The following is a 23353-nucleotide window of genomic DNA, read 5'->3' as shown; positions in this document are numbered from 1 at the left end:
GTGACTGAGGACGCTGTTATTCAGGTTTTCAAGGACGCTATGATACTTATTTTCAAGCTGGCAGGACCGCTTCTTCTTATCAGTATGCTCGTAGGTCTTGTTATCGCCATAATCCAGGCGGCGACCCAGGTACACGAGCAGACTCTCAGCTTTGTTCCAAAGGTGGTAGTTGTCGCTCTCCTGCTGCTTATCCTTGCTTCCTTTTACATTTCAAGCGTTGATTCCTTTGTACGTGAAATTTTCGATTTGATAGGAACTGTCAGCACCCAGACCGTTTCCGGCTGACATACAACAGAAAGCTGGTCTGATTTATGGATTTCTGGGAACTGCTCCTGTCTGATTTTGATATAAAGCTTATGGTATTCGCAAGAATACTTGGCATTTTCTCCTTTAATCCCATTCTCGCACGAAGCAATATCCCCGCAAGGGTGAGAGTGGGGCTGTCCCTGCTTATGGCATATATCGTAGCGCTCGTCCTTCCTCCTATGGAATTTGACGCAGGAGATACGGTGGGACAGTATGTTCTGAGCTTTGCGGCTGAGCTTTTCATAGGCATGGTGCTGGGCTTCATCTGCGACCTGTTCGTCTATATGATATATATGGCAGGCGATATAATGGACGCCCAGGCAGGTCTGGGTATGGCAAAGGTCTTTGACCCCTCCACACGTATCCAGATGTCAATGTACGGCTCATATATGGGATATTTTATGTACCTGTATTTCTTTGCTGCCAACGCTCATCTTACGCTGATACGCATTTTTGTGGACTCCTTCGAGATCATTCCTCTGGGCGGAGGTCACATATCACCCGACCTGGGCTGGACCGTAGTATCAATGTTTTCACAGATACTTGTGCTTATGATGCAGCTTGCAATGCCCGTGATAGCCGCCGAGCTTATCGTGGAATTTTGTATAGGCATACTGATGAAGACCGTTCCGCAGATACAGATCATCGTGGTCAATATCCAGCTCAAGACAATAGTTGGCTTCATAGTCCTTTTTGCCATAACCTCCCCCATGAGCGAGTTTATCGCGGACTATACCGACAAAATGCTGGGCACCTGCCGGGAAATGCTTCCACTTATTTTCACATAAACCTGTTCTCGTTAAAAAGGCTGGTGGTTAAATGGCTGAGAACGAAAACGGCGAGGAGAAAACCGAAGAAGCCACCGAAAAAAAGCGGCGTGACGCCCGTAAAAAGGGTCAGGTCCTTAAAAGTCAGGACGTGGCTGTGGTATGCTCCCTGTTTCTTTCATTTTTCGTGCTGAGGATCACCGCTCCAAGCGCTTTTTCCCGTCTGGGAGACTTTATGAAAAAGTATTTTTCTATGGCGGGAGAGGGCATCGGTGATGTAAAATATATCGGCGCCGAAAGCTTTGCAAGAGGGCTTATAATTGATGTGGCAGTGATATTCTTTGTCACAACAGGCGCTCTTCTGGCAGTTTCCTTTCTTACTGCCATTGCTTCAACAGGTATCCAGACTAAATTTCTCATTACCTTTGAAAATCTGAAATTCAAGCTGGATAAGCTAAATCCCATAAACGGCATAAAGAAAATGTTCTCCCTCAAGGGACTTTTCGAGCTTGCCAAATCTCTCATAAAAATGATACTGCTTATCGTGGTGGTCTACAGCGAAATAAAGGACAGGCTGCCCGAGATAGTCAGACTGATGAATGTTGAGCCCATAAGCAGCGTTGTTTACATCGCTGAGACTATATTCTCCATCGTAATGACTCTGGGAATGATCTTCGTGGCGGTGGCGGCTGTGGACTTTATGTTCCAGCGCTATTCCTTTGAAAATGACCTGAAAATGACAAAGCAGGAGGTCAAGGACGAGTACAAGCAGATGGAAGGAGATCCCAAGATCAAGGGAAAACGCCGTGCAATTCAGCAGCAGCTGGCAACTCAGCGAATGATGCAGGCAGTCCCCGAGGCGGACGTTATTATCCGTAACCCTACCCACTTTGCTGTGGCTCTGAAATACGATCCCGAGAAAAACTCCGCTCCCGTGGTCATTGCCAAGGGAAAGGACTTAGCGGCTCTCCGCATTGCGGACGTTGCCGCAGAACACGACGTCCCCACCGTGGAAAACAAGCCTCTGGCAAGAGGTATCTACGAAAAGGTGGAGGTGGGCAGAGAGATACCCGCAGAATTTTATCAGGCGGCGGCAGATGTCCTCTGGTTCGTGTATAACCTTAAAAAGAAACCTGTCCCCAAGGGGATATTACCCGAAAATAAATCGTCGGCGCCTTTTAATTATTAAAGGACTTTACTAAGGAGGGCGGCAATACCTAAGTGGATTTTTTGAAGAAAATAGTAGGCAAGAATATCGTAACGGTATTTGTCATTCTCGCTGTATTTCTCATCGTTATTCCTCTTCCCACATGGCTCCTTGACCTGCTTTTTGCGGTAAACATCGCCCTGTCGGTGTACATTCTCCTCACAACGATGTACATAAAGGAATCACTTGAGTTTTCCATATTCCCGTCGCTGCTGCTCATAACAACAGTATTCCGACTGGGACTTAACATATCCTCCACCCGTTCTATCCTTATGAACAAGGGCTATGCGGGCGAGATAGTAAAAGCCTTCGGCACCTTTGTAATGGGCGGCAATGCAGTAGTGGGATTTATCGTGTTTATCCTCATTACTGTAGTGCAGATGGTGGTCATCACCAAGGGCGCGGAGCGAGTTGCCGAGGTAACAGCCCGATTTACCCTTGACGCTATGCCCGGTAAGCAGATGGCTATAGACGCCGACCTTAATCAGGGCATAATTGACGACAAGGAAGCCAAAAAACGCCGCGACAAGGTCCAGAGGGAGTCTGACTTCTTCGGAGCAATGGACGGTGCTGCCAAGTTCGTCAAGGGAGACGCAACCTTCTCCATCGTTGCAGCTATCGTGAACCTGCTGGGCGGAGCGGTAATGGGTCTCGTGTTCGGCGGAATGGACTTCATGACCGTCCTTTCCACCTACTCCATCGCCACCGTGGGAGACGGTCTCTGCTCACAGATACCCTCCCTTCTCATATCCATTTCAATGGGTATGATAGTTACCCGCGCCGCTTCCGAGGAATCCCTCAACAGCGACGTTATCGGTCAGTTTACTTCCCAGCCCAGAGTTCCCTTCATTGCAGGTCTTGTAATGTTCGTAATGGGCTTTATCCCCGGCTTCCCCACCATCACCCTTTTCGTGCTGGGCAGTGCTCTCATCGCTCTGAGCGTGGGACTTTCACGCTCCATGAAAACCGAGGAGCAGGAGGCAGAGGAGCAGGCAAAGGAAATGGCTGAAAATCAGGACGCTATTTCCGAAATGGAATACTACAAGGACATTGACAACGTTTATAAGCTTCTGAATGTTGAGCCTATCGAAATGGAGTTCGGCTATTCACTTATCCCCCTTGCAGACGAGTCCGCAGGCGGAACCTTCATCGAGCGAGTTGTCATCTTCCGAAAGCAGTTTGCCATTGATATGGGTATGGTCTTCCCCTCTATCCGAATGAGGGACAACCAGCACATCAACCCAAATCAGTATGTTATAAAGATAAAGGGCGAGACCGTCGCCGAGGGCGAGATACTTATGGACCATTACCTTGCTCTCGACAGCGGAAACGTTACCCGTGAGGTGGACGGCATCGACACCATCGAGCCTGCCTTCAATATCCCTGCCAAGTGGATAAGCGAGGAGAACAAGCTCCGTGCCGAGATAGCGGGCTACACCCTCATAGACCCCACCTCGGTAATGATAACCCACCTTTCCGAGGTCATCAAAAACCACGCCCACGAGCTTCTCAGCCGTCAGGACGTTAAAACAATGCTTGACAAGCTGAAGGAGACAAACCCCTCCATTGTTGAGGACATCGTCCCGAACGTTGTGCCTGTGGCATATCTCCAGAAGGAGCTTTGTATGCTCCTCAAGGAAAACGTGCCCATAAGAGACCTCCAGACCATTCTCGAGACCCTTGCGGACAACCAGCACAATATGAAGGACCTTGATATAACCAACGAGTACGTCCGTCAGGCGCTCAAGAGGACCATCACCAGACGCTTTTCCGACGGCGGTCAGATAAGAGTCATAACTCTCGACACCGAGACCGAAAATAAGATAGTTTCCTCGGTAAAGAAGTCCGAGCAGGGCTCCTATCTTGCAATGGACCCCCAGTCCATCCAGGCGCTTATCGCTTCCCTGAACGCCCAGATAGAAAAGATAAAGGACGTGGTGCCCTCCCCCATCGTGCTCACCTCTCCCATTGTCCGCATCTACTTCAAAAAGCTTGTAGACCAGTTTATCCCCAATGTAACGGTGCTTTCCTTCAATGAGATAGACAACACCGTCCAGATACAGGCTGTGGGCAACATTAGCATATAACGAAAGGCGGTGTCTGATGTGTATGCTGAAAATACGGCGGAGATAAAAACCGATATATCGGAGCTGTTTGACAGATACAAGCAGACCCCCGACAAAGCTCTCCGCAACGAGATAGTAATGCGGAGTATGCATATCGTCCGCTATGCGGTGCTCTCCACAAGAAATATGTACCGCCGCTACGCAGATGATGACGACATCTCAAACGAGGCAGTCCTTGCCCTTATGAACGCAGTGGACAGCTTCGACCCCAAAAAGAACGTCAAATTCGACACCTACGCCTCCATAAAGGTGCGGGGTGCGATAATAGATTATATCCGCAGGCAGGACAGCGTTCCGAGAGGCGTGCGGAAATTCATACGTGACTATGACAGCGTATATTCGGTGCTGTATACCGAGCTTGACCGCGAGCCCACCCGTGAGGAGATCGCCGCAAGGCTGGGTATAACCACCGAAAAGCTTGACAGCTTCCTGTCCAGATCGGCAGCAGCGTCAACCCTTTCCTTTGAAGAGCTTCTCTTCGACGGCTTTGATATGGCAGACGATACGGGAGAAAGCGAGGCAGAAGCACAGCTCATTCTCTCGGAAAGAAGGTCCCAGCTCGTGCAGGCGATAGACAGCCTCAAGGACAAGGAAAGAACGGTCATAACCCTTTATTACTACGAAAAGCTTAAATATTCCGAGATCGCAAAGGTGCTTGGCATATCCGAGTCAAGAGTATGCCAGATACACACCAAAGCGGTGGACAAGCTCAGAGAAAAAATTTCCGGATATATGATGGACTGACCATCATATATGATGGACATACCATCGGAAAGGCGGTAAAAGCAATGCTCAGAGGATATTACACCTCCGTCAACGGAATACTGAACGAGGAAAGAATATTAAACGTAATAACCAACAATCTCTCGAATGTAAATACAGCAGGCTACAAGTCCGACGCAGCTATCCCCACCACATTCCACGATAATCTCCTGCTCCTTGCAAACGGAGAGCGCAGCAAAACGGGCACTATCCGTTACAGGACCCTGCTTGAGACCAAGACCTCCCTTGAGTCGGGCACCTTCGAGCAGACAAATTCCCGTCTTGATATGGCTGTGATGGGCTCTGTGTATTTCAACATTCAGCGGAGAAACTCGGGAGAAGTGCTTCTCACCCGAAACGGTCAGTTCAATATCGACAACGAGGGATACCTTGCCCTGGGCTCCGCAGGCAGAGTTATAGACGATAACGGCGACCCGATACAGCTGGGCACTGCAAACTTCACCGTCAGAGAGGACGGTCTTATACAGGTAGAGGACGGCAGAGAGATACAGCTTGCGCTTACATTTCTCCCCGATGACTCGGACGTCGAAAAGGTGGATACCAACCTTATCCGCCCCTACGAGGACACCCCCTGGGGCAATATCCCCGAGGGAATGGTCTACCGCATAAGACAGGGCTGGTACGAGCGCTCCAATGTGAACGTTGCCGCAGAAATGGCGAAGGCAATAGACGCCAATGCCCTTTTCAGAGCAAATTCACAGGCTCTGCAGATAATAAACTCCGTAAATCAGCTTGCCGCAAACAATCTTATGAAGGTGTGATACCTTTCTGAAAGGAATGATAAATAAATGGGCAGGATAGGATTTTTCACCGCCACCACAGGCGTAATAAGCAATCAGATGGGCATGGACATAACGGGAAATAACCTTGCAAACGTAAATACCTACGGTTTCAAGGCGTCCCGCCCCTCCTTTGCAGACCTTGTATATACAAAGCGCAACAATAATATCGAGGAAGTCCAGACAGGACACGGCGTAAAGGTGGATAAGACCGACCTTATGTTTGAGCAGTCCACCCTGAGACATACCGAGCGCGACCTTGATTTTGCAGCCCTTGACGAAGGCTTTTTCGCCGTAGAGACCCCCTCGGGCAATACCGCCTATACCAAGGACGGCGCATTCTACATCACCGATATCGACGGAAACGGCACCTGGCAGCTCTGCGACAGCAAGGGCAGCTTTGTCCTCGATTACGAGGGCAACCGCATAACCGTCCCCTTTAACGAGGATATGCAGATAGAATATACGGAGCTTATCCCTCAGATAGGCACCTACCGCTTTGAAAACCCCTACGGACTCGACCAGTTCGGAGACAATTATTACATAAATACAGGCTCCAGCGGCGAAGCCATCGCAGACGATACCATCAAGAAAAAGCAGGGCTATATGGAAGCCTCGGGAACCAGCGTGGCGACCGAAATGACAAAGGTCATCGAGTATCAGAGAGCCTTCCAGCTTAATGTAAATATGGTAAAGCTCCACGATGAGCTGAATAACCTTGTCAACAATCTGAGAGGATAACCGCATAAAACCGATAGAAAGGCAGTGATATTATGTCACTTCAGAATATGGAACAGCTGAGCGCAATGCATTTTGACGTGCTCAGAGAAATAGGCAACATCGGTCAGGGAAACGCAGCCAGCTCACTTTCCCAGATGCTTAGCCAGGCAATAGATATATCCGTCCCCACCGTAAAGCTCCTTGACTTCAACGAGTCCGTGGAGTACCTGGGCGGCCCCGAAAACGTAGTTCTGGGAATGCTCGTGGGACTTAAAGGTGACATCAACGGAATGATGCTCTATGTGCTCCAGAAAAACTTTGCAAATTCAATGCTGAACTCCGTTTTCGGCAAGCAGATAAATGACCTTACCGAGCTTGACGAAATGGACATCTCCTTTATCCAGGAGATAGGAAATATCCTTGCAGGCTCCTATGTAAACGCCATATCCTCCCTCACAGGGCTTACGATAGACATTTCCGTTCCCACCATAAGCATAGATATGGCAGGAGCCATACTTGCAGTGCCCGCCGTAGAATTTGCCCAGATAGGCAACAGCGTGCTGTTTATCGACGACAGCTTCATCTTCGGCGACTCCCCCTCAGGCGGCGACAGCAGCGAGATCAAGAGCAATATGATCCTCGTTCCCGAGCTTTCATCTCTCGAAACACTGTTTTCCAAGCTTGGAATAGAAGTATAAAGCGTGATAAAGGCTTTTTTCGGGAAAATGAAATCATGCGGAAATACCGCTGTGGGGAGTGTAACGTAAAATGGTAAACATTGGTATAGCAGATCTTAATGTGGTAAAAAGTCCCGAAGTTCTGGCGACATATGCATTAGGCTCCTGCATAGGCATCTGCCTCTATGACGCAGAGCTGAAAATTGCGGGCTTGGCTCATATAATGCTGCCCTGGAGCAAGGACGCAGGAGCAGCCGCAGACAATATGAGAAGATACGCCGACACAGGCATAACCGAGCTTATACAGAAAATGGTGGCAATGGGCGCAAAAAAATACCGTCTCACCGCAAAAATAGCAGGAGGCGCCCAGATGTTCAGCACCACCTCCTCCGTATTCAACATCGGCGAGCGAAATATCGAAGCGGTAAAGAAGGTGCTCGGGACATATAATATCCCCATAATCGCCGAAGAAACGGGTCTGAATTTCGGCAGAACAGTATTCTTCTACAGCGAGGACGGCATTATGGAGGTAAAGGCAGCCACAAGACCTACAAAAAGAGTATAAATTATCGGGGCGAAAAGCCCCGATTTTTTTCACGACAGCATTTCGAAGACGAAGCTTCCGCCCCCGCTAACTTTTTGTGTCCCCATATATCACTTGATACCCTCAAACTTTTTCCAATAAATACAAAATCGCCGTACAGGAAACCTCCTGTACGGCGAAAAACATTTATTATAAAGAATATCGGTATTAGTACATACCGCCGTCCATACCGGCACCGGGAGCAGGAGCAGTAGCGGGCTCCTTGATGTCAGCAACCAGAGACTCTGTGGTAAGAACCATAGCAGCAACGGAAGCAGCATTCTGGAGAGCAGAGCGTGTAACCTTGGTAGGATCAACGATACCTGCAGGGATCATATCAACATAAGTCTCGCTGTAAGCGTCGAAGCCGTAGCCGACCTTTCTGGAGCGAACGATCTTATCAATGATAACAGAGCCTTCAAGACCTGCATTTGCAGCGATCTGGCGAACAGGTTCCTCAAGAGCCTTGAGAACTATCTGAGCGCCTGTCTTTTCATCGCCGGAAAGCGAAGCAGTGAGCTTGGAAACAGCGGGCATAGCATTGATAAGAGCAGTTCCGCCGCCTGCAACGATACCCTCTTCAACAGCAGCCTTGGTAGCAGCAAGAGCGTCCTCGATGCGGAGCTTCTTCTCCTTCATCTCAACCTCAGTAGCAGCGCCTACCTTGATAACAGCAACGCCGCCGGAAAGCTTAGCAAGTCTCTCCTGGAGCTTTTCCTTGTCGAACTCGGAGGTAGTTACCTCTATCTGAGACTTGATCTGATTTATTCTGTCCTTGATCTCGGACTTGCTGCCCTGACCGTCAACGATAATGGTGTTTTCCTTTGTAACCTTGACCTGCTTAGCACGACCCAGCTGAGAAACCTCAGTATCCTTGAGCTCAAGACCGATCTCCTCGGAAATTACCTGACCGCCTGTGAGGATAGCGATATCCTGGAGCATTTCCTTTCTTCTGTCGCCGAAGCCGGGAGCCTTAACAGCAACACAGGTGAATGTGCCGCGGAGCTTGTTAACGATAAGAGTGGAGAGAGCCTCGCCCTCGATGTCCTCAGCAATGATCACAAGCTTCTTGCCGCTCTTAACGATCTGCTCAAGAAGAGGAAGGAGCTCCTGAATGGAGGATATCTTCTTGTCGGTGATAAGAATGTAAGCGTCGTCAATAACAGCTTCCATCTTGTCGGTATCTGTAACCATGTAAGGAGTGATGTAGCCTCTGTCGAACTGCATACCCTCAACTACCTCGGAGTAAGTCTCAGCAGTCTTGGACTCCTCAATAGTGATAACGCCGTCGGAAGTGACCTTCTCCATAGCCTCTGCAATGAGCTTGCCCACCTTCTCATCAGCGGAAGAAACGGTAGCAACTCTCTCGATATCAGCAGAGCCTTCAATATCCTTGGAGTTTGTCTTGATAGCCTCAACAGCAGCATCAACAGCCTTAGCCATGCCCTTCTTAACTATCATGGGATTAGCGCCTGCAGCGATGTTCTTCATACCCTCTCTGATAAGAGCCTGAGCGAGAAGAGTAGCGGTAGTTGTACCGTCGCCTGCAGCGTCATTTGTCTTGGTAGCAACCTCCTTGACCAGCTGAGCGCCCATATTCTCGAAAGCGTCGTCAAGCTCGATCTCCTTGGCAATTGTAACGCCGTCGTTGGTGATAAGAGGAGCGCCGAACTTTCTGTCAAGAACAACATTTCTGCCCTTGGGACCGAGAGTTATCTTAACTGTATTTGCAAGCTTGTCAATGCCTGCCTGTAAAGACTTGCGGGCGTCTTCGCCGTAAATAATATCCTTAGCCATTGTAATGTACCTCCAATAAATTTAGAATGTTTCTTATTCAACAACTGCGAGAATGTCGGACTGACGGAGAATAGTGTACTCAACGCCGTCAAGCTTTACCTCAGTGCCCGCATACTTGGAAGCGAGGACCTTCTGACCGACTTTAAGCTCCATCTTTACCTCATTGCCGTCAACCATACCGCCGGGGCCAACCTCAACGATCTCAGCGATCTGGGGCTTCTCCTTGGCATTGCCTGTGAGAATGATACCGCTCTTGGTGGTCTCCTCAGCCTCAGTCATCTTAATAACAACTCTGTCTGCAAGTGGCTTGATTTTCATAACTAAAAAACTCCTTCCTATAAGTAGCTGCTAAGCAAATTTAGCAGTCAAACGCTTGATGTGTTAGCACTCTTATTTATTGAGTGCTAAATATATTTTACCACGTTCACTAAAAAAATCAAGTGTTTTTGCGTAAATCACTGTATTTTCATCATAATGCACAATTCGCATTGGAATGAGCAGGTAAAATATATAATATATGTAAACAGAAAGGCGTCCGACCCATGGGGCAGAAGCTGTCCGACGAAGCCGAACGTCTTTCCGGGAATTCAATTTTATACTAGAGAGGATATCCCCTCCCGAAAAGCGAATTATTGTATCTCAAGCCTCCGTGAAACGGGAACATCGGGCTGCTTCTTGGGCAGTATCATAATAAGGATACCGTTCTTGTAATCGGCGCTGATGTGGTCTGCGTCGATGCCCGAAATGTCGAAGCTTCTCTGATATGAGCCGAAGGTGCGCTCGCGGCGGATATACCTGCCGTTTTTGTCCTTCTCGTCATTATTTTCGGAATGCTCGGCTTTCAATGTCAGGCTCGAACCTGTGATATCAATGGAGATATCCTGCTTGTCGAAGCCGGGAAGCTCGGATTCCATAACGTACCTGTCGTCCTCCTCGCGGATATCGGTGCGGCAGGCGCTTATCCGCTTGCCGTCCTTCTCAAAGTCTGCAAAGGGGTCAAAAACGCCAAAAGCTTTTTCAAAAGGAGTTAAACCATACATAAAATTACCCTCTTTCCGATAATGGGGAGCCTGTGCGCTCCGCCTGTTTTTAACCTGTGGAGATGTTCTCCTTACGACCGCGATGCGCATTACTGAATTTCCAGCCTGCGTGTAACAGGAACATCGGGCTTCTTCTTGGGCAGGGTCATGATAAGGATACCGTTCTTGTAATCGGCGGTGATGTGCTCGGTGTCGATGCCCGAAATGTCGAAGCTTCTCTGATATGAGCCGAAGGTGCGTTCGCGGCGGATATACTTGCCGTTCTTCTCGTCAGTATTCTCGGAATGTTCGGCTTTCAATGTCAGGCTCGAACCGGAGATGTCAATGGAGATATCCTTCTTGTCAAAGCCGGGAAGCTCGGACTCCATAACGAACTTGTCATCGTCCTCGCGGATATCCGTGCGGCAGGCGCTGAACCTCTGACCGTCCTTTACAAAGCCGCTGTCAAGATCAGCAAAGGGATCAAAAATGCCAAAAGCTCTTTCAAAGGGAGTTAAACCGTACATAAAATTACCTTCTTTCAAAATATAGGAAGCCTGCTTCTGAAAGGAGCTGCTTCGAGATGGTGTGATTTGTATAAACGGGGTATCTGTACCGCATCATCTCGGTATCTTCCGTTTACGAGTATAATAATACCCCCCTATTATGATAATACAATATCCGTATTGTGAAAAAACGGTGAAATTTAGCAGTCTCGTTGTATGAGTGCTAACACTTGCAAGATACGAGTGCTAAAACATCTCCTTATATTTTTCCCCATAGCCATATCAGTATTCATATTATAGCACATTTGTCTCAATTTGTCAATACATTTCAGCACAAAAGTGCCATTTCAATACAAATTCATCTGAATAACCAAAAACAAGCAGCCCGATTTGTAAAATCAGCACATATATTCCAAAAATAAAAGAGCCGATGCATAAAACCGCACCGGCTCATAAAAATATATTCAAATTCAGCAGCTTCCGTGCTTGACCCTGTCCATGACCTCAGCTCGCTTAGCGTCGTTGAAGCGGTCAAGAGTGCCCACAAGATAGCCCGTAATTCTTCTTATTCGGTCAAAGGGAACGCTTTCAAAATAATAATTCAGATCGACGAAATCGCCGTCAAGAGCGATATCAATGCCCACGATCTTTTTCCCGGGGTAATTCTCCTCGCCGTGCCTGATGTAAGCCTCAAGCTCCTCATTGGAAATTTCTCCGCCCGTAACGTTAACGTTCATTTTCATTACTCCCTTAACTTTTAAGCAAATTCGCCACAATATTTAGTGCCGACTATTTAATTATACCACAATATATAGTGTTTTCAAGGAGAAATCGATTTAATTAACATTTTGTTTACATCCTCCCCGAAACCCGCATAGCCACCGCATTTCAATTGTAGCCTAAAAATATTCCGACTAAATTTTTACAAAATTAACAATTTGCCGCCTTATTCTTTGTTGACATCGCATAATCCTGTGTGATATAATAATATTTTAGTATGATAAATCAAAAAATTACTGTTATAACGAAAGGATAGTTTAATGCTTTTTACAGAACTTGACCTGCCCGAAGAGATAGTACGGGCAGTCACCGAAATGGGCTTTACCGAAGCCACAGAAATACAGTCAAAAGCCATTCCCGTAATGCTTGAGGGACGGGACCTTGTAGGAAAGTCCAACACAGGCACAGGAAAGACCGCCGCCTTCGGCATACCCGCCATAGCAGCGCTTGAAAAGGGCAGCAAGGGCGTGCAGGTGCTTGTTCTCTGCCCCACCAGAGAGCTTGCGATGCAGGCGTGCGACGAGATAAAGAAATTTGCCGCATATATGCCCTGGGTGCGCCCCTGCGCAGTGTACGGCGGCGCAGCAATGGACAGACAGATAGGCGAATTAAGGCGTGGCGCAAACATCGTTGTGGGCACTCCGGGAAGAGTGATGGACCACATCGGCAGAAAGACCCTCCGCCTTGAAAACCTTCGCACAATAATCCTCGATGAAGCGGACGAAATGCTCAATATGGGCTTCCGCGAGGATATCGAGACAATTCTGCAATACGTCCCCGAGGAGCGGCAGACCGTGCTTTTCTCCGCCACAATGCCCCCTCCCATAATGGCTATCACAAAGCAGTACCAGACCGACCCCGTTGTCATCAAGGTAGAGAGCAAGGCTCGCACAGTAGACAGCATCGAGCAGAAATATTTCGAGGTGCCCATGGGCAGAAAGACCGATGCCCTGAGAATGCTCCTCATCGCCTATGAGCCCCGCCTGTCAATGGTATTCTGCAACACCAAGAAAATGGTGGACGAGCTTACCGACGCACTTGTGTCAAAGGGCTTCAAGGCATCGGGACTTCACGGAGATATGAAGCAGCAGAGCCGCACACAGGTCCTCAATGCCTTCAAATCGGGAGCCATAAACGTCCTCATCGCCACAGACGTAGCCGCAAGAGGAATTGACGTGGACGACGTAGACGCAGTATTCAACTACGACCTCCCCCAGGATAATGAGTATTATATCCACCGTATCGGCAGAACGGGCAGAGCAGGCAAAAGCGGCGCTGCCTATACCATAATCAGCGGCAGGAAGCAGTTTTACGAGCTGAGGGACATTTCCAGGTTCATCAAAACGGAAATCGTAAGAGCCGACCTTCCCACCAGGGAGGAGATCGTAAAGCGCAAGTCGGAGCACGTCAGCGAGAAGATAATCTCATGCTGCGAAAGCGGAAAATATGATAAGTACATTTCCGAGGTCACAAGGCTTATGCGCGAAAACGACCTCTCCGCCGAGGAGATCGCCGCCGCACTTCTGGGAATGAAGCTGTCCGCCGAGACAAGAAATATCCCCGATATCGCCTTCACCGCCCCCAGGGACAGCGCTCCAAAGAGCGGAAAGGAACGATCAAAAACCGTCAAGCTTGAAATATCCGCAGGCAGAGCCAACCGCCTTGCCCCCAATTTCGTCCTGGGCGCCCTTGTGGACGCAACGGGAATGCCCGGAAAGAGCTTCGGCAAGATAGATATCTATGACCGCTTCACCACCGTAGAAGTGCCCGAAGCCGACAAGGAGCATATCCTCGATTCAATGGCAGGCACCAAGATAAACGGTCAGAAAATAACCGTCAAGCCCTATGAGGGACGAAACGAGCGTTTTGAGGACGACAGAGCCCCCCGCCGTCAGAACAATTCCCGCAGAGGAGCAAACACCCGGGGCAAGGGCAGCAGACGGGGCAATCCCGGCGCTCGCCCCCGAAGCTGACCGACTTTATAATTTATTCGTTATTCTTTATCCTATAAAAATATTGCCGCACATATAAATCGGACATATTCCTTACGTTACCGAGCCATCTGCCTGCCGCCCAAGCAAACTATACGAGCGCACGCAGGCTCAGCCTGCAAAAAGACAGCACCGTCAAGCCGACTGTGCTGTCTTTGCTTTTTTGTCATCTGCCTGCTTATTGACAGCTTGCATGATGTATAGTATGATCATTTGGGGAAAACTTTTCAAAAAAAATTTTGCCAAAGCCCTAACCAAACGAAATTTTCTGCACTATATATACAGAAGCTTCTGAGATCATAGAAAGGAGAGCCGAATATGAATACCCATGAACGCCGTGAAAAGGTTGCTCAGATGTCGAAGTCGATCTTTCAGTACTGTCTGTCCCGAACAAGCTCCTATCAGGAGTCCGAGGACTTGTCACAGGAAATTTTGCTGACGCTTTGCGAGAGCATTGAAGATCTGCGTGATGAAAGGGCATTCTACGCATTTGTCTGGCGCACCGCCGACAATATCCTCAAAGGCTGGTATCGGAATAAAGACAAGCACAATACTGTCCGGCTGGACGATGGTCTGCCGGACGATCTATGGGAACGTCTTGCAGAGCAGGCACAGGAGAACGAACAGCTCGCACTTCTTACAAGAGAACTGTCACTGCTCAGTTCCAATTACCGCCGTGTCATGGTTGCATACTATATCGAGGGGCTTTCGGTCAAGGCTATTTCGGCTCGCTTTTCGCTGACGCAAAGTATGGTGAAATACCTGTTATTCCAATCAAGAAACCGAATCAAGGAGGGCATAACTATGGAGAGAAATTTCGGGGAATTAAGCTACCGTCCCGTAGAACTGATATCACGTTCGTGGGGAAAATTTAACGTCTTTCATGATATGTTCAGAAGCAGGGTGAAGCAGAATATCATGATGGCGTGCTATTATGAAAAACAGACAGAGGAGCAGATAAGCCTGCAAACAGGTGTTCCCACAGCATATCTTGAAAATGAGATCGCACAGCTTCTGGAACATGAGCTTCTGCTTGAGAAAAACGGATATTACCTCAGCAATGTTGTCATTGTGACGCAGAAAATGATGAATGAAATATATGAAGATCATAAGGCTTCGATACATGAAACAGCTGAGTTGATAAGGAGTTTTATTGACAGTTCAATTGATGATGTGCGTGCTGTCGGCTTTTACGGCAGTGATATGCCGCTCAATTCCATGAAGTGGTTTCTTGTTTCGCAGCTTTTGCACCTTGCATATATTGATTTTTTGCAGGAAAAGCTTCCCTTCGGTGACTGGGACAGCTATCCCGAGGATAAATTCGGACAAAAGGGCTATCGCTGGCTTTCGGAGAAAAGCGAGTATCATGATATCTATATGTTCCGCACCGGAAGACGTGATGACTCCGAAAAGGCGGATATTGTACTGTGGGATGTTGATGTGAACGGGGACCCTGTTTGTCTGAAAATGAACAAGCTGCACGAAACTATGCTCATCGATCTGCTGACAGAGCAGCCGGTTTCCGAAAGTGACAAGCTGATTTGTGCGGAGCTTCTGAATAATAATTTTGCGATCAAAACAGATACAGGAATAAAGCCCAATTTCCCGTGTCTCACCGCGGAACAGACTTCCGGGTTGGGTGATCTGATCGTTCCTGTGGCGCAGGAAATATGCAGTCAGGCTCTTGTCAGACTTGACGGGATCAGGCGTATTATGGCGGAGCATACCCCAAATCATCTGCTTGAATATGCTGAAAAGGTCGCACCGGGGGAAATACTCCGGGAAACCTCTGACGTTATGCGAGAACTCTGCGAAAGCGGATGGCTGCTTCCTCTGACAAGAGGAATGCTTGCTACAACGGTTATGTTTGAGCGGATCGATGCGAAATAAGTCTGCTTGCCTCTGACGGCTACTCGTACCACGGACGAACGGAATGGACCCGACGAATATCATCGCTTCCCGTATCGCGGCTTATCAGCCTGCCATACAAAAAGCTGCCGCAGTATCGCTTTGAGCGATTTCCTGTGGCAGCTTTATCATTTATCCGCTGTATTTGTAATTAACACGATCGTGAAAACATCTTTATATCCCCACATCTATAGCAAGACACAAAAACACACTGCAGAACGAGTGCACGCAGGCTCAGCCTGCGTCCTTGCCGCATTCCTCAAAGAGCTTGTCCACATATTCTGTGTCCTTCACCTTGGTAAAGGAGCTTACAAGAGGAACAACGATAAGACCCACTATCATAGCAATAGCGCCTGCATTGATAGGCGAAGCCATATTGAGCTTTAAGGAAGCCGCAGCCTTTGTAGCCTCGGGGAAAAGACCCAGACTGAAAATCACCATATGTATAACGGTAATGCCCACGCCCGTAACAAAGCTCGTCCAGACAGCCGCCTTTGTTATCTTCTTTGAGAAAAGACCGTACATAAAGGGAGCAAGGAATGCACCTGCCAGCGCGCCCCAGGAGATGGACATCAGTGTGCTTATGTAGGTGTTGGGGTTAAGAGCTATGACAACTGAAAGAACAAGGAATGCTGCAATAAGCACGCGCATGGTAAGCACCTGCTTCTTGTCGTCCATGCCGCCCTTTACAGCAGGCTTGATAAGGTCGATGGTGAGGGTGGAGCTTGATGTGAGCACCAGCGAGGAAAGGGTGGACATGGAAGCCGAAAGCACCAGCACCACAACGATACCGATAAGTATCTCGGGAAGAGCGTCGTGAAGCATTGCAGGAACGATGGAGTCATACTTGAGCTTGCCGTTTGCGCCCGCCTCAATGAATGTCCTGCCCGTCTCGGCAGCCACAGCCTCGTCAGCGGAGCCGTAAAGTCTGCCGAAGCCGCCCATCAGATAAGAGCCGCCTGCAACAACTACAGCAAAGAGGGTGGAAATAATAGTTCCTCTCTTGATAGCCTGGTCGTCCTTGATAGCGTAGAACTTCTGCACCATCTGAGGCAGACCCCAGGTTCCGAGAGATGTAAGGATAACAACGCCGATAAGGTTAATGGGGTCGGGGCCGAAAAGGGAATTGAGGGTATTTTCGGGAACTCCCTTATCGGAAATAGCGCCCAGCTGAGCGAGTGCGGAGGAGAAGCCGCCCTTTTTGGAAATAATGCAGAACACAACTGCCGAAATGCCGCCCAGCATAATGATGCCCTGGATAAAGTCGTTTATTGCCGTAGCCTTGTAGCCGCCGAGAATTACGTACACCGCCGTAAGCACCGCCATACCGATAATGCAGGCGGAATAGGGAATGTTGAACGCCATTCCGAAAAGCCTTGAAAGACCGTTGTATACCGACGCGGTATAAGGGATAAGGAAAAGGAACACGATAACAGCCGAAACGACCTTCAGACTCTTTGAATTATAGCGCTTCTCGAAATATTCGGGCATGGTGGAGGCGCCCATCTGCTTGGTCATGATACGAGTGCGCCTGCCAAGGATCATCCAGGCGAGCATTGAGCCGATAACAGCGTTGCCGATGCCTATCCACGCCGCCGAAACGCCGTAGCTCCAGCCGAACTGACCTGCATAGCCGATGAATACCACCGCCGAAAAGTAGGAGGTGCCGTATGCGAAGGCGGTTATCCAGCCGCCCACGTTTCTGCCTCCCAGCACGAAATCCGAAACCGAGGAGGTCTTTTTGTGGCAGTAAATGCCGATACCGATCATAACCGCAAGGTAGATCGCCAGAATAACATATAACACTTAAAATATACCGTCCTTTCACGCCTTTGTCCGTTTATCGCTTCATCAGATAAAAGCGTATAAGCGTTAAAGCAATAAATTCCATATAATTATATCAGATAGAGGGAATTTTGTCAATTAGACAATATAATCAATTTTGCCGCTTTACTTTGGTAAAATCCGATAAAAGCATTAACAAGACGGCAAAACTTATGTCAGTTATGCTTAAAATTTCATAAAATAATTGTATATTATGCAAAAAGCTGTAAAAAAAGCTTGTAATTGGAGGAAAAAAATATTACAATATAAAGAGTATTACTATATTTCAATTCAGGGTTTTAAAGCACAGAATATTTAAAGCATAAAACTTCTGAAATTTTCCCGAAAAAGGTGAAAATTCTCGAAAGGTGGAAAAACATAATGCCCATTACAGAGCTTCTTGAAGAAAACGCACGCAAATACGGCAATGACGTATGCCTCGTGGAGATAAATCCTCAGATACAGGAGACCAGACGTATGCTGTGGAAGGATTTCGACCTTATCCAGCCCACCTCCGACCTCAGCTACCGCCGTGAGATAACCTGGCACGTGTTCAACGAAAAAGCCAATCGATTTGCCCAGCTTCTCATAAGCCGAGGAGTGAAAAAGGGGGACAAGGTGGCAATTCTCCTTATGAACTGCCTGGAGTGGCTGCCCATTTACTTCGGCATACTGAAAACAGGCGCACTTGCCGTTCCCATGAACTTCCGCTACAGCTCCGAGGAGATAAAGTACTGTCTCGACCTGGCGGAGGCTGATGTTTTGGTGTTCGGCCCCGAGTTTATCGGCAGAGTTGAGACCATTGCCGAGGACATCAGCAAAAACCGCATACTTTTCTATGTAGGCGGCGACTGCCCCTCCTTTGCCGAGGATTATGACAAGCTCACATCAAACTGTGCCAGCGTTTCCCCCGGTATCGCACTCAGTGATGACGATGACGCGGCAATATACTTCTCATCGGGAACAACAGGCTTCCCCAAGGCAATACTCCATTCCCACCGCAGCCTTATGCATTCCTGCGTTGTGGAGCAGCAGCACCATCACCAGACCAAGGACGATGTATTCCTCTGCATTCCCCCTCTCTATCACACAGGCGCGAAAATGCACTGGTTCGGCAGCCTTATTTCGGGCAGCAAGGCAGTGCTGTTAAAGGGAGTCAGCCCCGAAACGATACTCGATACCGTTTCAAAGGAGAAATGCACCATCGTGTGGCTCCTTGTGCCCTGGGCACTGGACATTCTTGAGGCGATAGATACGGGCAAAATCGACCCCGCAGACTACGAGCTTTCTCAGTGGAGACTTATGCACATAGGCGCACAGCCCGTTCCCCAGAGCCTTATCAACCGCTGGAAGCAGTACTTCCCAGACCATCAGTATGACACGAACTATGGTCTCAGCGAGTCCATCGGTCCCGGCTGTGTTCATCTCGGAATTGAGAATATACATAAGGTGGGCGCCATCGGCGTTCCCGGCTACGGCTGGCAGGTAAAGATCATCGACGAAAAGGGCAATGAGGTAAACCGGGGCGAGGTCGGCGAGCTTGCGGTCAAGGGTCCCGGCGTTATGAAATGCTACTACAACAATCCTCAGGCGACCGCTGAGGTGCTTCATGACGGCTGGCTCTGGACAGGCGATATGGCAAGGCAGGACGAGGACGGCTTCTACTTCCTCGTTGACCGCAAAAAGGACGTTGTCATAAGCGGCGGCGAAAACCTCTACCCCGTTGAGATAGAGAATTTTATGAGCAAATTCGACAAGATAAAGGACGTTGCGGTCATCGGACTTCCCGACAAGCGCCTGGGCGAGATAGCGGCGGCGATCGTGGAGCTTAAAGACGGAGCAGAGTGCACCGAGGAGGAGATAAACGAGTTCTGTCTCGGTATGCCCAGATACAAGCGCCCCAAGAAGATAATCTTCGCCCCCGTTCCCCGAAACGCCACGGGCAAGATAGAAAAGCCCAAGCTCAGAAAAATGTACTGCGGCGACAATATGATCGAAAAGGAAAATCAGAGCTGATAAATTTAATAGGTTATTAGTATAAGCAGGGTCTGCCCGAATTGGACAGACCCTGCATTTTGATATGTGCCTTCGTCAGTCAAACGCCCTCTCCGCCTTATCCTTCGGGACGCCGACGCCAATAAGAAAGGTTATGCCGAAATCCATAAGCAGCCGCTTTGCCTCTTCCCTGGTGCATTTAACTATCCCCGAGGAAATAAGAGAAACAAGTCCCTGAGTGTATATCACCGCAGACTGCATCAGCCTGCGCGCAGTCGGGATATCAAAACTATATTTTTCCGCTATTCTTTCAGCCAGCACGGCATTTGACTTATCCTCAAAAAGAAAGCCCAGTCCCTTTGAGGAACGGCAGCCTCCCTCGTCGAGCTGCAAAAAGCGCACCAGCTTAGGCTCGTCAAATGCCATATCAACATACACGCTGCCGTTTTTCAGAAAATCATTCAGCGGATTGTCCGAACCGCGGCTCATTTTGCTGTTGACGTATTCAAGTGCATACCCTGCAAGCTCGGTGCGGAAGCTTTCCATATTTCCGAAATGCCACGCCACAGGCTGAGTTGAGCAGCCTGCCTCCTTTGCGAGAGAGGTTATGTTAATGGAGGAATATCCGTCCCGTATGAGCATTTTAAGCCCCGTCTGCAAAAGCTTTTCCTTTGGTATGCGAACGTTTCTCCCCATTTTAGTACCTCATTTCATTAAAGCAGTCAAGTGCATAATTCTATTATACCATACAAATGGGATTTGTCAAGGACGAAACATGATCCCCTATATCCGGCGCGATATTTTTTTAATCTGATTTTAACCTAAATATAATGATAAATATAACGTACCCGCCCTCCTTTGCTATTGACAAAATCACCCTTTTGGAGTATAATTCAAAATAAGCGCATATCGGCTCTGACGGCTGAAATGCGAAAAAGTCATAATAAGAAAGGACGCTTTGTATGCAAGTTAAAGAAAAGCCTTTGAGCGCCGTCCCCAAGGGACTGACTCAGAGCGAAGCAGAGGAAAGCCGTAAGAAAAACGGCGCCAACACCCTTACTCAGATACCCCCCGACCCCCTTTGGAAAAAAATTCTCGAGGGATTTAAAGACCCCATGATAATGATACTGCTTGTAGCCCTTGTGGTGCAGGTGGTGCTTTTCTTCCTGGGACAGGCTGAATGGTTCGAGCCTGCGGGAATACTTGTCGCCATAATGATAGCAAACGGCGTTTCCGCTGTCAGCGAAAGCAAGCAGGAGGGCAAGGCGTCAGCCCTCAAGGCAGAGGAAGAAGCCAAGGAGACCGCAAAGGTCATTCGTGACGGAAAGCTCACCGAGATACACGTAAGCGACGTTGTAGTGGGCGATATCGTATATCTCCAGGCAGGAGACAAGCTCCCTGCCGACGGCGAGCTGGTAATGGGCGCAATAAAGGTCGATCAGGCTGCCCTTAACGGCGAGACCGAGGAAGCCGAAAAGCTCCCCGATGAAAAGGGCGAGGGCTATGATACAAAGGACCTTCTCAATAAGCATTACGCATACCGCGGCACCGTTGTCTGCGGCGGCGAGGGCTATATGGAGATAAAGGTAGTAGGCGACAAGACCCTCTTCGGCGAGCTTGCTCTCGAGGTCCAGGAGGACACAAGAGAAACTCCTCTCCAGGTAAAGCTCAGCCACCTTGCAAAGCAGATATCAACCTTCGGCTATGTAGGCGCTATATGCATCGTTGTGGGCATTATGGCAAAGACCCTTATCACAGGCGAGATACCCCAGGATCTATTCGGCTGGGTACGTCTTATCATGGACGCTGTTACCGTAGCCGTTACCATTATCGTATGCGCCGTTCCCGAGGGACTTCCTATGCTCACCTCCATTCTCCTCTCCTTCCAGAGTCTCCGAATGGCAAAGGATAACGTCCTTGTAAGAAAGATAAACGGTCTTGAGACCGCAGGAAGCCTCAGCATTCTTTTCAGCGACAAGACAGGCACCATCACCGAGGGCAAGCTTTCAGTAGTTGAGCTTTCTTCCGGCGACGGCAGCCTTTACGACAGCTTTGACAAAATACCCGCTCCCCTTGCAAATGACATCATCATCGGCGCAGGCGTTAACAACAGCGCATCTGCCGCTGACGGCAAGGTCATCGGCGGAAACAGCACCGACCGCGCTCTTATGACATATCTTATGGAGGCAGGCAAGGCAGAGAGCATTACAAAGGACAACGTGCTGAATTTCAGCGCCTTCGACTCCAACAAGAAATGCTCCAGCGTAACGGTTTCCGAGAACGGAAATGCGGTTACATACATCAAGGGCGCACCCGAAAGACTTCTCGAAAGATGTGATTCTTACATTGACACAAATGGCGAAGCAAAACCCCTTGCGGACAAGAAAGCACTTATGGACTATATCGATACTCAGGCTTCAAGGTCAATGAGACTCTTAGGCGTTGCCAAGAAAAACGGCGAGTCCGACGAGGGTACGGTAACTCTCGTATGTCTCCTCAGTATCCGCGACAATGTACGTAAGGAAGCCGTTGACGCTATCAAGGAGGTTCAGAACGCAGGCATTCAGGTCGTTATGGTAACAGGAGACAGAAAGGAAACTGCCGTTGCCATTGCCAAGGAAGCAGGACTTCTTACCTCTGACACCGACATTGCTCTCACCAGCGCAGAGCTTGCGGAAAAGACCGATGATGAGCTCAAGGCACTTCTTCCTGACCTGAGAGTAGTTTCCAGAGCCCTCCCCACCGACAAGAGCCGCCTTGTAAGAGCCGCACAGGAGCTTAACCTTGTTGTAGGTATGACAGGCGACGGCGTAAACGACTCCCCTGCCCTCAAAAAGGCAGACGTTGGCTTCGCAATGGGCAGCGGTACGGAAGTTGCAAAGGAAGCGGGAGACATCACCATTCTCGACGACAACTTCTCCTCCATTGAAAAGGCTATCCTTTACGGCAGAACAATGTTCAAGAGCATACGCAAGTTCCTTATCTTCCAGCTCACCGTAAACGTTGCAGCCGTTCTCACCTGCTTTATAGGTCCTCTTATGGGCGAAAACGTGATGATGACGGTCATCCAGCTCCTTCTCGTAAACCTTGCAATGGACACCCTTGCAGCTATCGCATTCGGCAGCGAGCCCGCTCTTCAGGAATATATGAAGGAACAGCCCGTTCCCCGTTCCGCAAGCATCGTAAGCAAGAATATGATGACGGAAATAATCATCTCCGCACTTTACATCACCGCAGTATGTCTGTGCATCAGATTTGTTCCCGCTATCCGCACACTTTTCGGCGGCGTGGACGACACCTACCTCAAGTCCGCAGTTTTCGCAACCTTTATGATGGCTATAACCTTCAACGGCTTCAATGCGAGAACATCTCATATGAACCCCTTTGAGGGACTGGGCAGAAACAAGAATTTCATCTATGTAATGCTGTCCATCTTCCTCCTCCAGTTCATCTTTGTCACCTTCGGCGGCGAAGTTCTGAGCGTTGAGGCACTCAGCCCCCTCACATGGCTCGTATGCATCGCACTTGCATTTATGGTAATTCCCATCAACATGATACGCAAGGCTTTTACAAAGGGCGAATGAT

Annotated in this window: 20 protein-coding genes; 13 read left to right on the top strand and 7 right to left on the bottom strand. The window is 48.8% G+C overall.

Going from position 1 to position 23353, the window contains the following annotated elements; translation table 11 throughout:
* The 9 genes from fliQ to ACI4J0_RS12975 all read left to right on the top strand — a co-directional run bounded on the left by fliQ (position 1) and on the right by ACI4J0_RS12975 (position 7930).
* Positions 1-285, top strand: a complete 285-nt coding sequence (fliQ, locus tag ACI4J0_RS13015; RefSeq protein ID WP_439766245.1) for a flagellar biosynthesis protein FliQ — start codon at positions 1-3, stop codon at positions 283-285.
* 26 nt (positions 286-311) lie between these two features.
* Positions 312-1094, top strand: coding sequence for a flagellar biosynthetic protein FliR (gene fliR / locus ACI4J0_RS13010; protein WP_439766244.1), 783 nt, complete (start codon positions 312-314; stop codon positions 1092-1094).
* A 31-nt stretch (positions 1095-1125) separates the two neighbouring features.
* A complete protein-coding gene (flhB, locus tag ACI4J0_RS13005; protein WP_439766243.1) occupies positions 1126-2262 on the top strand; it encodes a flagellar biosynthesis protein FlhB in 1137 nt (378 codons plus the stop codon).
* Between the two features lie 41 nt (positions 2263-2303).
* Positions 2304-4367: a flagellar biosynthesis protein FlhA gene (flhA, locus tag ACI4J0_RS13000; protein WP_439766275.1), complete on the top strand. Its 2064-nt coding sequence runs from the start codon at positions 2304-2306 to the stop codon at positions 4365-4367.
* 18 nt (positions 4368-4385) lie between these two features.
* Positions 4386-5150, top strand: a complete 765-nt coding sequence (locus ACI4J0_RS12995; RefSeq protein WP_439766242.1) for a sigma-70 family RNA polymerase sigma factor — start codon at positions 4386-4388, stop codon at positions 5148-5150.
* A gap of 44 nt (positions 5151-5194) precedes the next feature.
* Positions 5195-5950 (top strand): flagellar hook-basal body protein, encoded by a 756-nt coding sequence (locus ACI4J0_RS12990; RefSeq protein WP_439766241.1) that lies wholly within the window; start codon positions 5195-5197, stop codon positions 5948-5950.
* 27 nt (positions 5951-5977) lie between these two features.
* Positions 5978-6709: a flagellar hook-basal body protein gene (locus ACI4J0_RS12985; protein WP_439766240.1), complete on the top strand. Its 732-nt coding sequence runs from the start codon at positions 5978-5980 to the stop codon at positions 6707-6709.
* Between the two features lie 32 nt (positions 6710-6741).
* Positions 6742-7386, top strand: coding sequence for a chemotaxis protein CheC (locus ACI4J0_RS12980; protein ID WP_439766239.1), 645 nt, complete (start codon positions 6742-6744; stop codon positions 7384-7386).
* A 70-nt stretch (positions 7387-7456) separates the two neighbouring features.
* Positions 7457-7930, top strand: coding sequence for a chemotaxis protein CheD (locus ACI4J0_RS12975; RefSeq protein WP_439766238.1), 474 nt, complete (start codon positions 7457-7459; stop codon positions 7928-7930).
* A 186-nt stretch (positions 7931-8116) separates the two neighbouring features.
* On the opposite strand, the gene groL is transcribed toward ACI4J0_RS12975, so the two are convergent.
* The 5 genes from groL to nrdD all read right to left on the bottom strand — a co-directional run bounded on the left by groL (position 8117) and on the right by nrdD (position 12007).
* Positions 8117-9745, bottom strand: coding sequence for a chaperonin GroEL (groL, locus tag ACI4J0_RS12970; RefSeq protein WP_439766237.1), 1629 nt, complete (start codon positions 9743-9745; stop codon positions 8117-8119).
* Between the two features lie 33 nt (positions 9746-9778).
* Positions 9779-10063 carry a co-chaperone GroES gene (locus tag ACI4J0_RS12965; protein WP_439766236.1) on the bottom strand — a complete coding sequence of 95 codons (285 nt, stop codon included), beginning with the start codon at positions 10061-10063 and terminating at the stop codon, positions 9779-9781.
* Between the two features lie 311 nt (positions 10064-10374).
* Positions 10375-10785 carry an Hsp20/alpha crystallin family protein gene (locus ACI4J0_RS12960; RefSeq protein ID WP_439766235.1) on the bottom strand — a complete coding sequence of 137 codons (411 nt, stop codon included), beginning with the start codon at positions 10783-10785 and terminating at the stop codon, positions 10375-10377.
* Positions 10786-10874: 89 nt separating this feature from the next.
* Complete coding sequence (locus ACI4J0_RS12955; RefSeq protein ID WP_439766234.1) at positions 10875-11291, bottom strand: Hsp20/alpha crystallin family protein; 417 nt, start codon at positions 11289-11291, stop codon at positions 10875-10877.
* A 449-nt stretch (positions 11292-11740) separates the two neighbouring features.
* Positions 11741-12007, bottom strand: coding sequence for an anaerobic ribonucleoside-triphosphate reductase (gene nrdD / locus ACI4J0_RS12950; RefSeq protein WP_439766233.1), 267 nt, complete (start codon positions 12005-12007; stop codon positions 11741-11743).
* 303 nt (positions 12008-12310) lie between these two features.
* Between nrdD and ACI4J0_RS12945 the strand changes: the two genes are divergently transcribed.
* Both ACI4J0_RS12945 and ACI4J0_RS12940 read left to right on the top strand, forming a co-directional pair.
* Entirely contained in the window at positions 12311-14023 is a 1713-nt protein-coding gene (locus tag ACI4J0_RS12945; RefSeq protein ID WP_439766232.1) for a DEAD/DEAH box helicase, read from the top strand.
* Positions 14024-14359: 336 nt separating this feature from the next.
* Positions 14360-15931, top strand: a complete 1572-nt coding sequence (locus ACI4J0_RS12940) for an RNA polymerase sigma factor (RefSeq protein ID WP_439766231.1) — start codon at positions 14360-14362, stop codon at positions 15929-15931.
* Positions 15932-16183: 252 nt separating this feature from the next.
* Here the strand turns inward: ACI4J0_RS12940 and ACI4J0_RS12935 are convergent, their stop codons facing one another.
* The gene (locus tag ACI4J0_RS12935) at positions 16184-17719 is read right to left on the bottom strand and encodes a sodium:solute symporter family protein (RefSeq protein ID WP_439766274.1); all 1536 of its coding nucleotides are present in this window, start codon (positions 17717-17719) and stop codon (positions 16184-16186) included.
* 435 nt (positions 17720-18154) lie between these two features.
* Between ACI4J0_RS12935 and ACI4J0_RS12930 the strand changes: the two genes are divergently transcribed.
* Positions 18155-19789: a class I adenylate-forming enzyme family protein gene (locus tag ACI4J0_RS12930; RefSeq protein ID WP_439766230.1), complete on the top strand. Its 1635-nt coding sequence runs from the start codon at positions 18155-18157 to the stop codon at positions 19787-19789.
* 75 nt (positions 19790-19864) lie between these two features.
* On the opposite strand, the gene ACI4J0_RS12925 is transcribed toward ACI4J0_RS12930, so the two are convergent.
* A complete protein-coding gene (locus ACI4J0_RS12925) occupies positions 19865-20464 on the bottom strand; it encodes a TetR/AcrR family transcriptional regulator (RefSeq protein WP_439766229.1) in 600 nt (199 codons plus the stop codon).
* A 266-nt stretch (positions 20465-20730) separates the two neighbouring features.
* Here ACI4J0_RS12925 and ACI4J0_RS12920 point away from each other — a divergent pair, with 266 nt between their 5' ends.
* Positions 20731-23352 (top strand): calcium-translocating P-type ATPase, PMCA-type, encoded by a 2622-nt coding sequence (locus tag ACI4J0_RS12920; protein ID WP_439766228.1) that lies wholly within the window; start codon positions 20731-20733, stop codon positions 23350-23352.
* Position 23353 lies beyond the last annotated feature (1 nt).

The organism is Huintestinicola sp., assembly GCF_051882455.1.
Lineage (GTDB): Bacteria > Bacillota > Clostridia > Oscillospirales > Ruminococcaceae > Huintestinicola.
The sequence above is the reverse complement of the archived record's forward strand: the minus strand, read 5'-3'. Positions and strand labels throughout refer to the sequence as shown.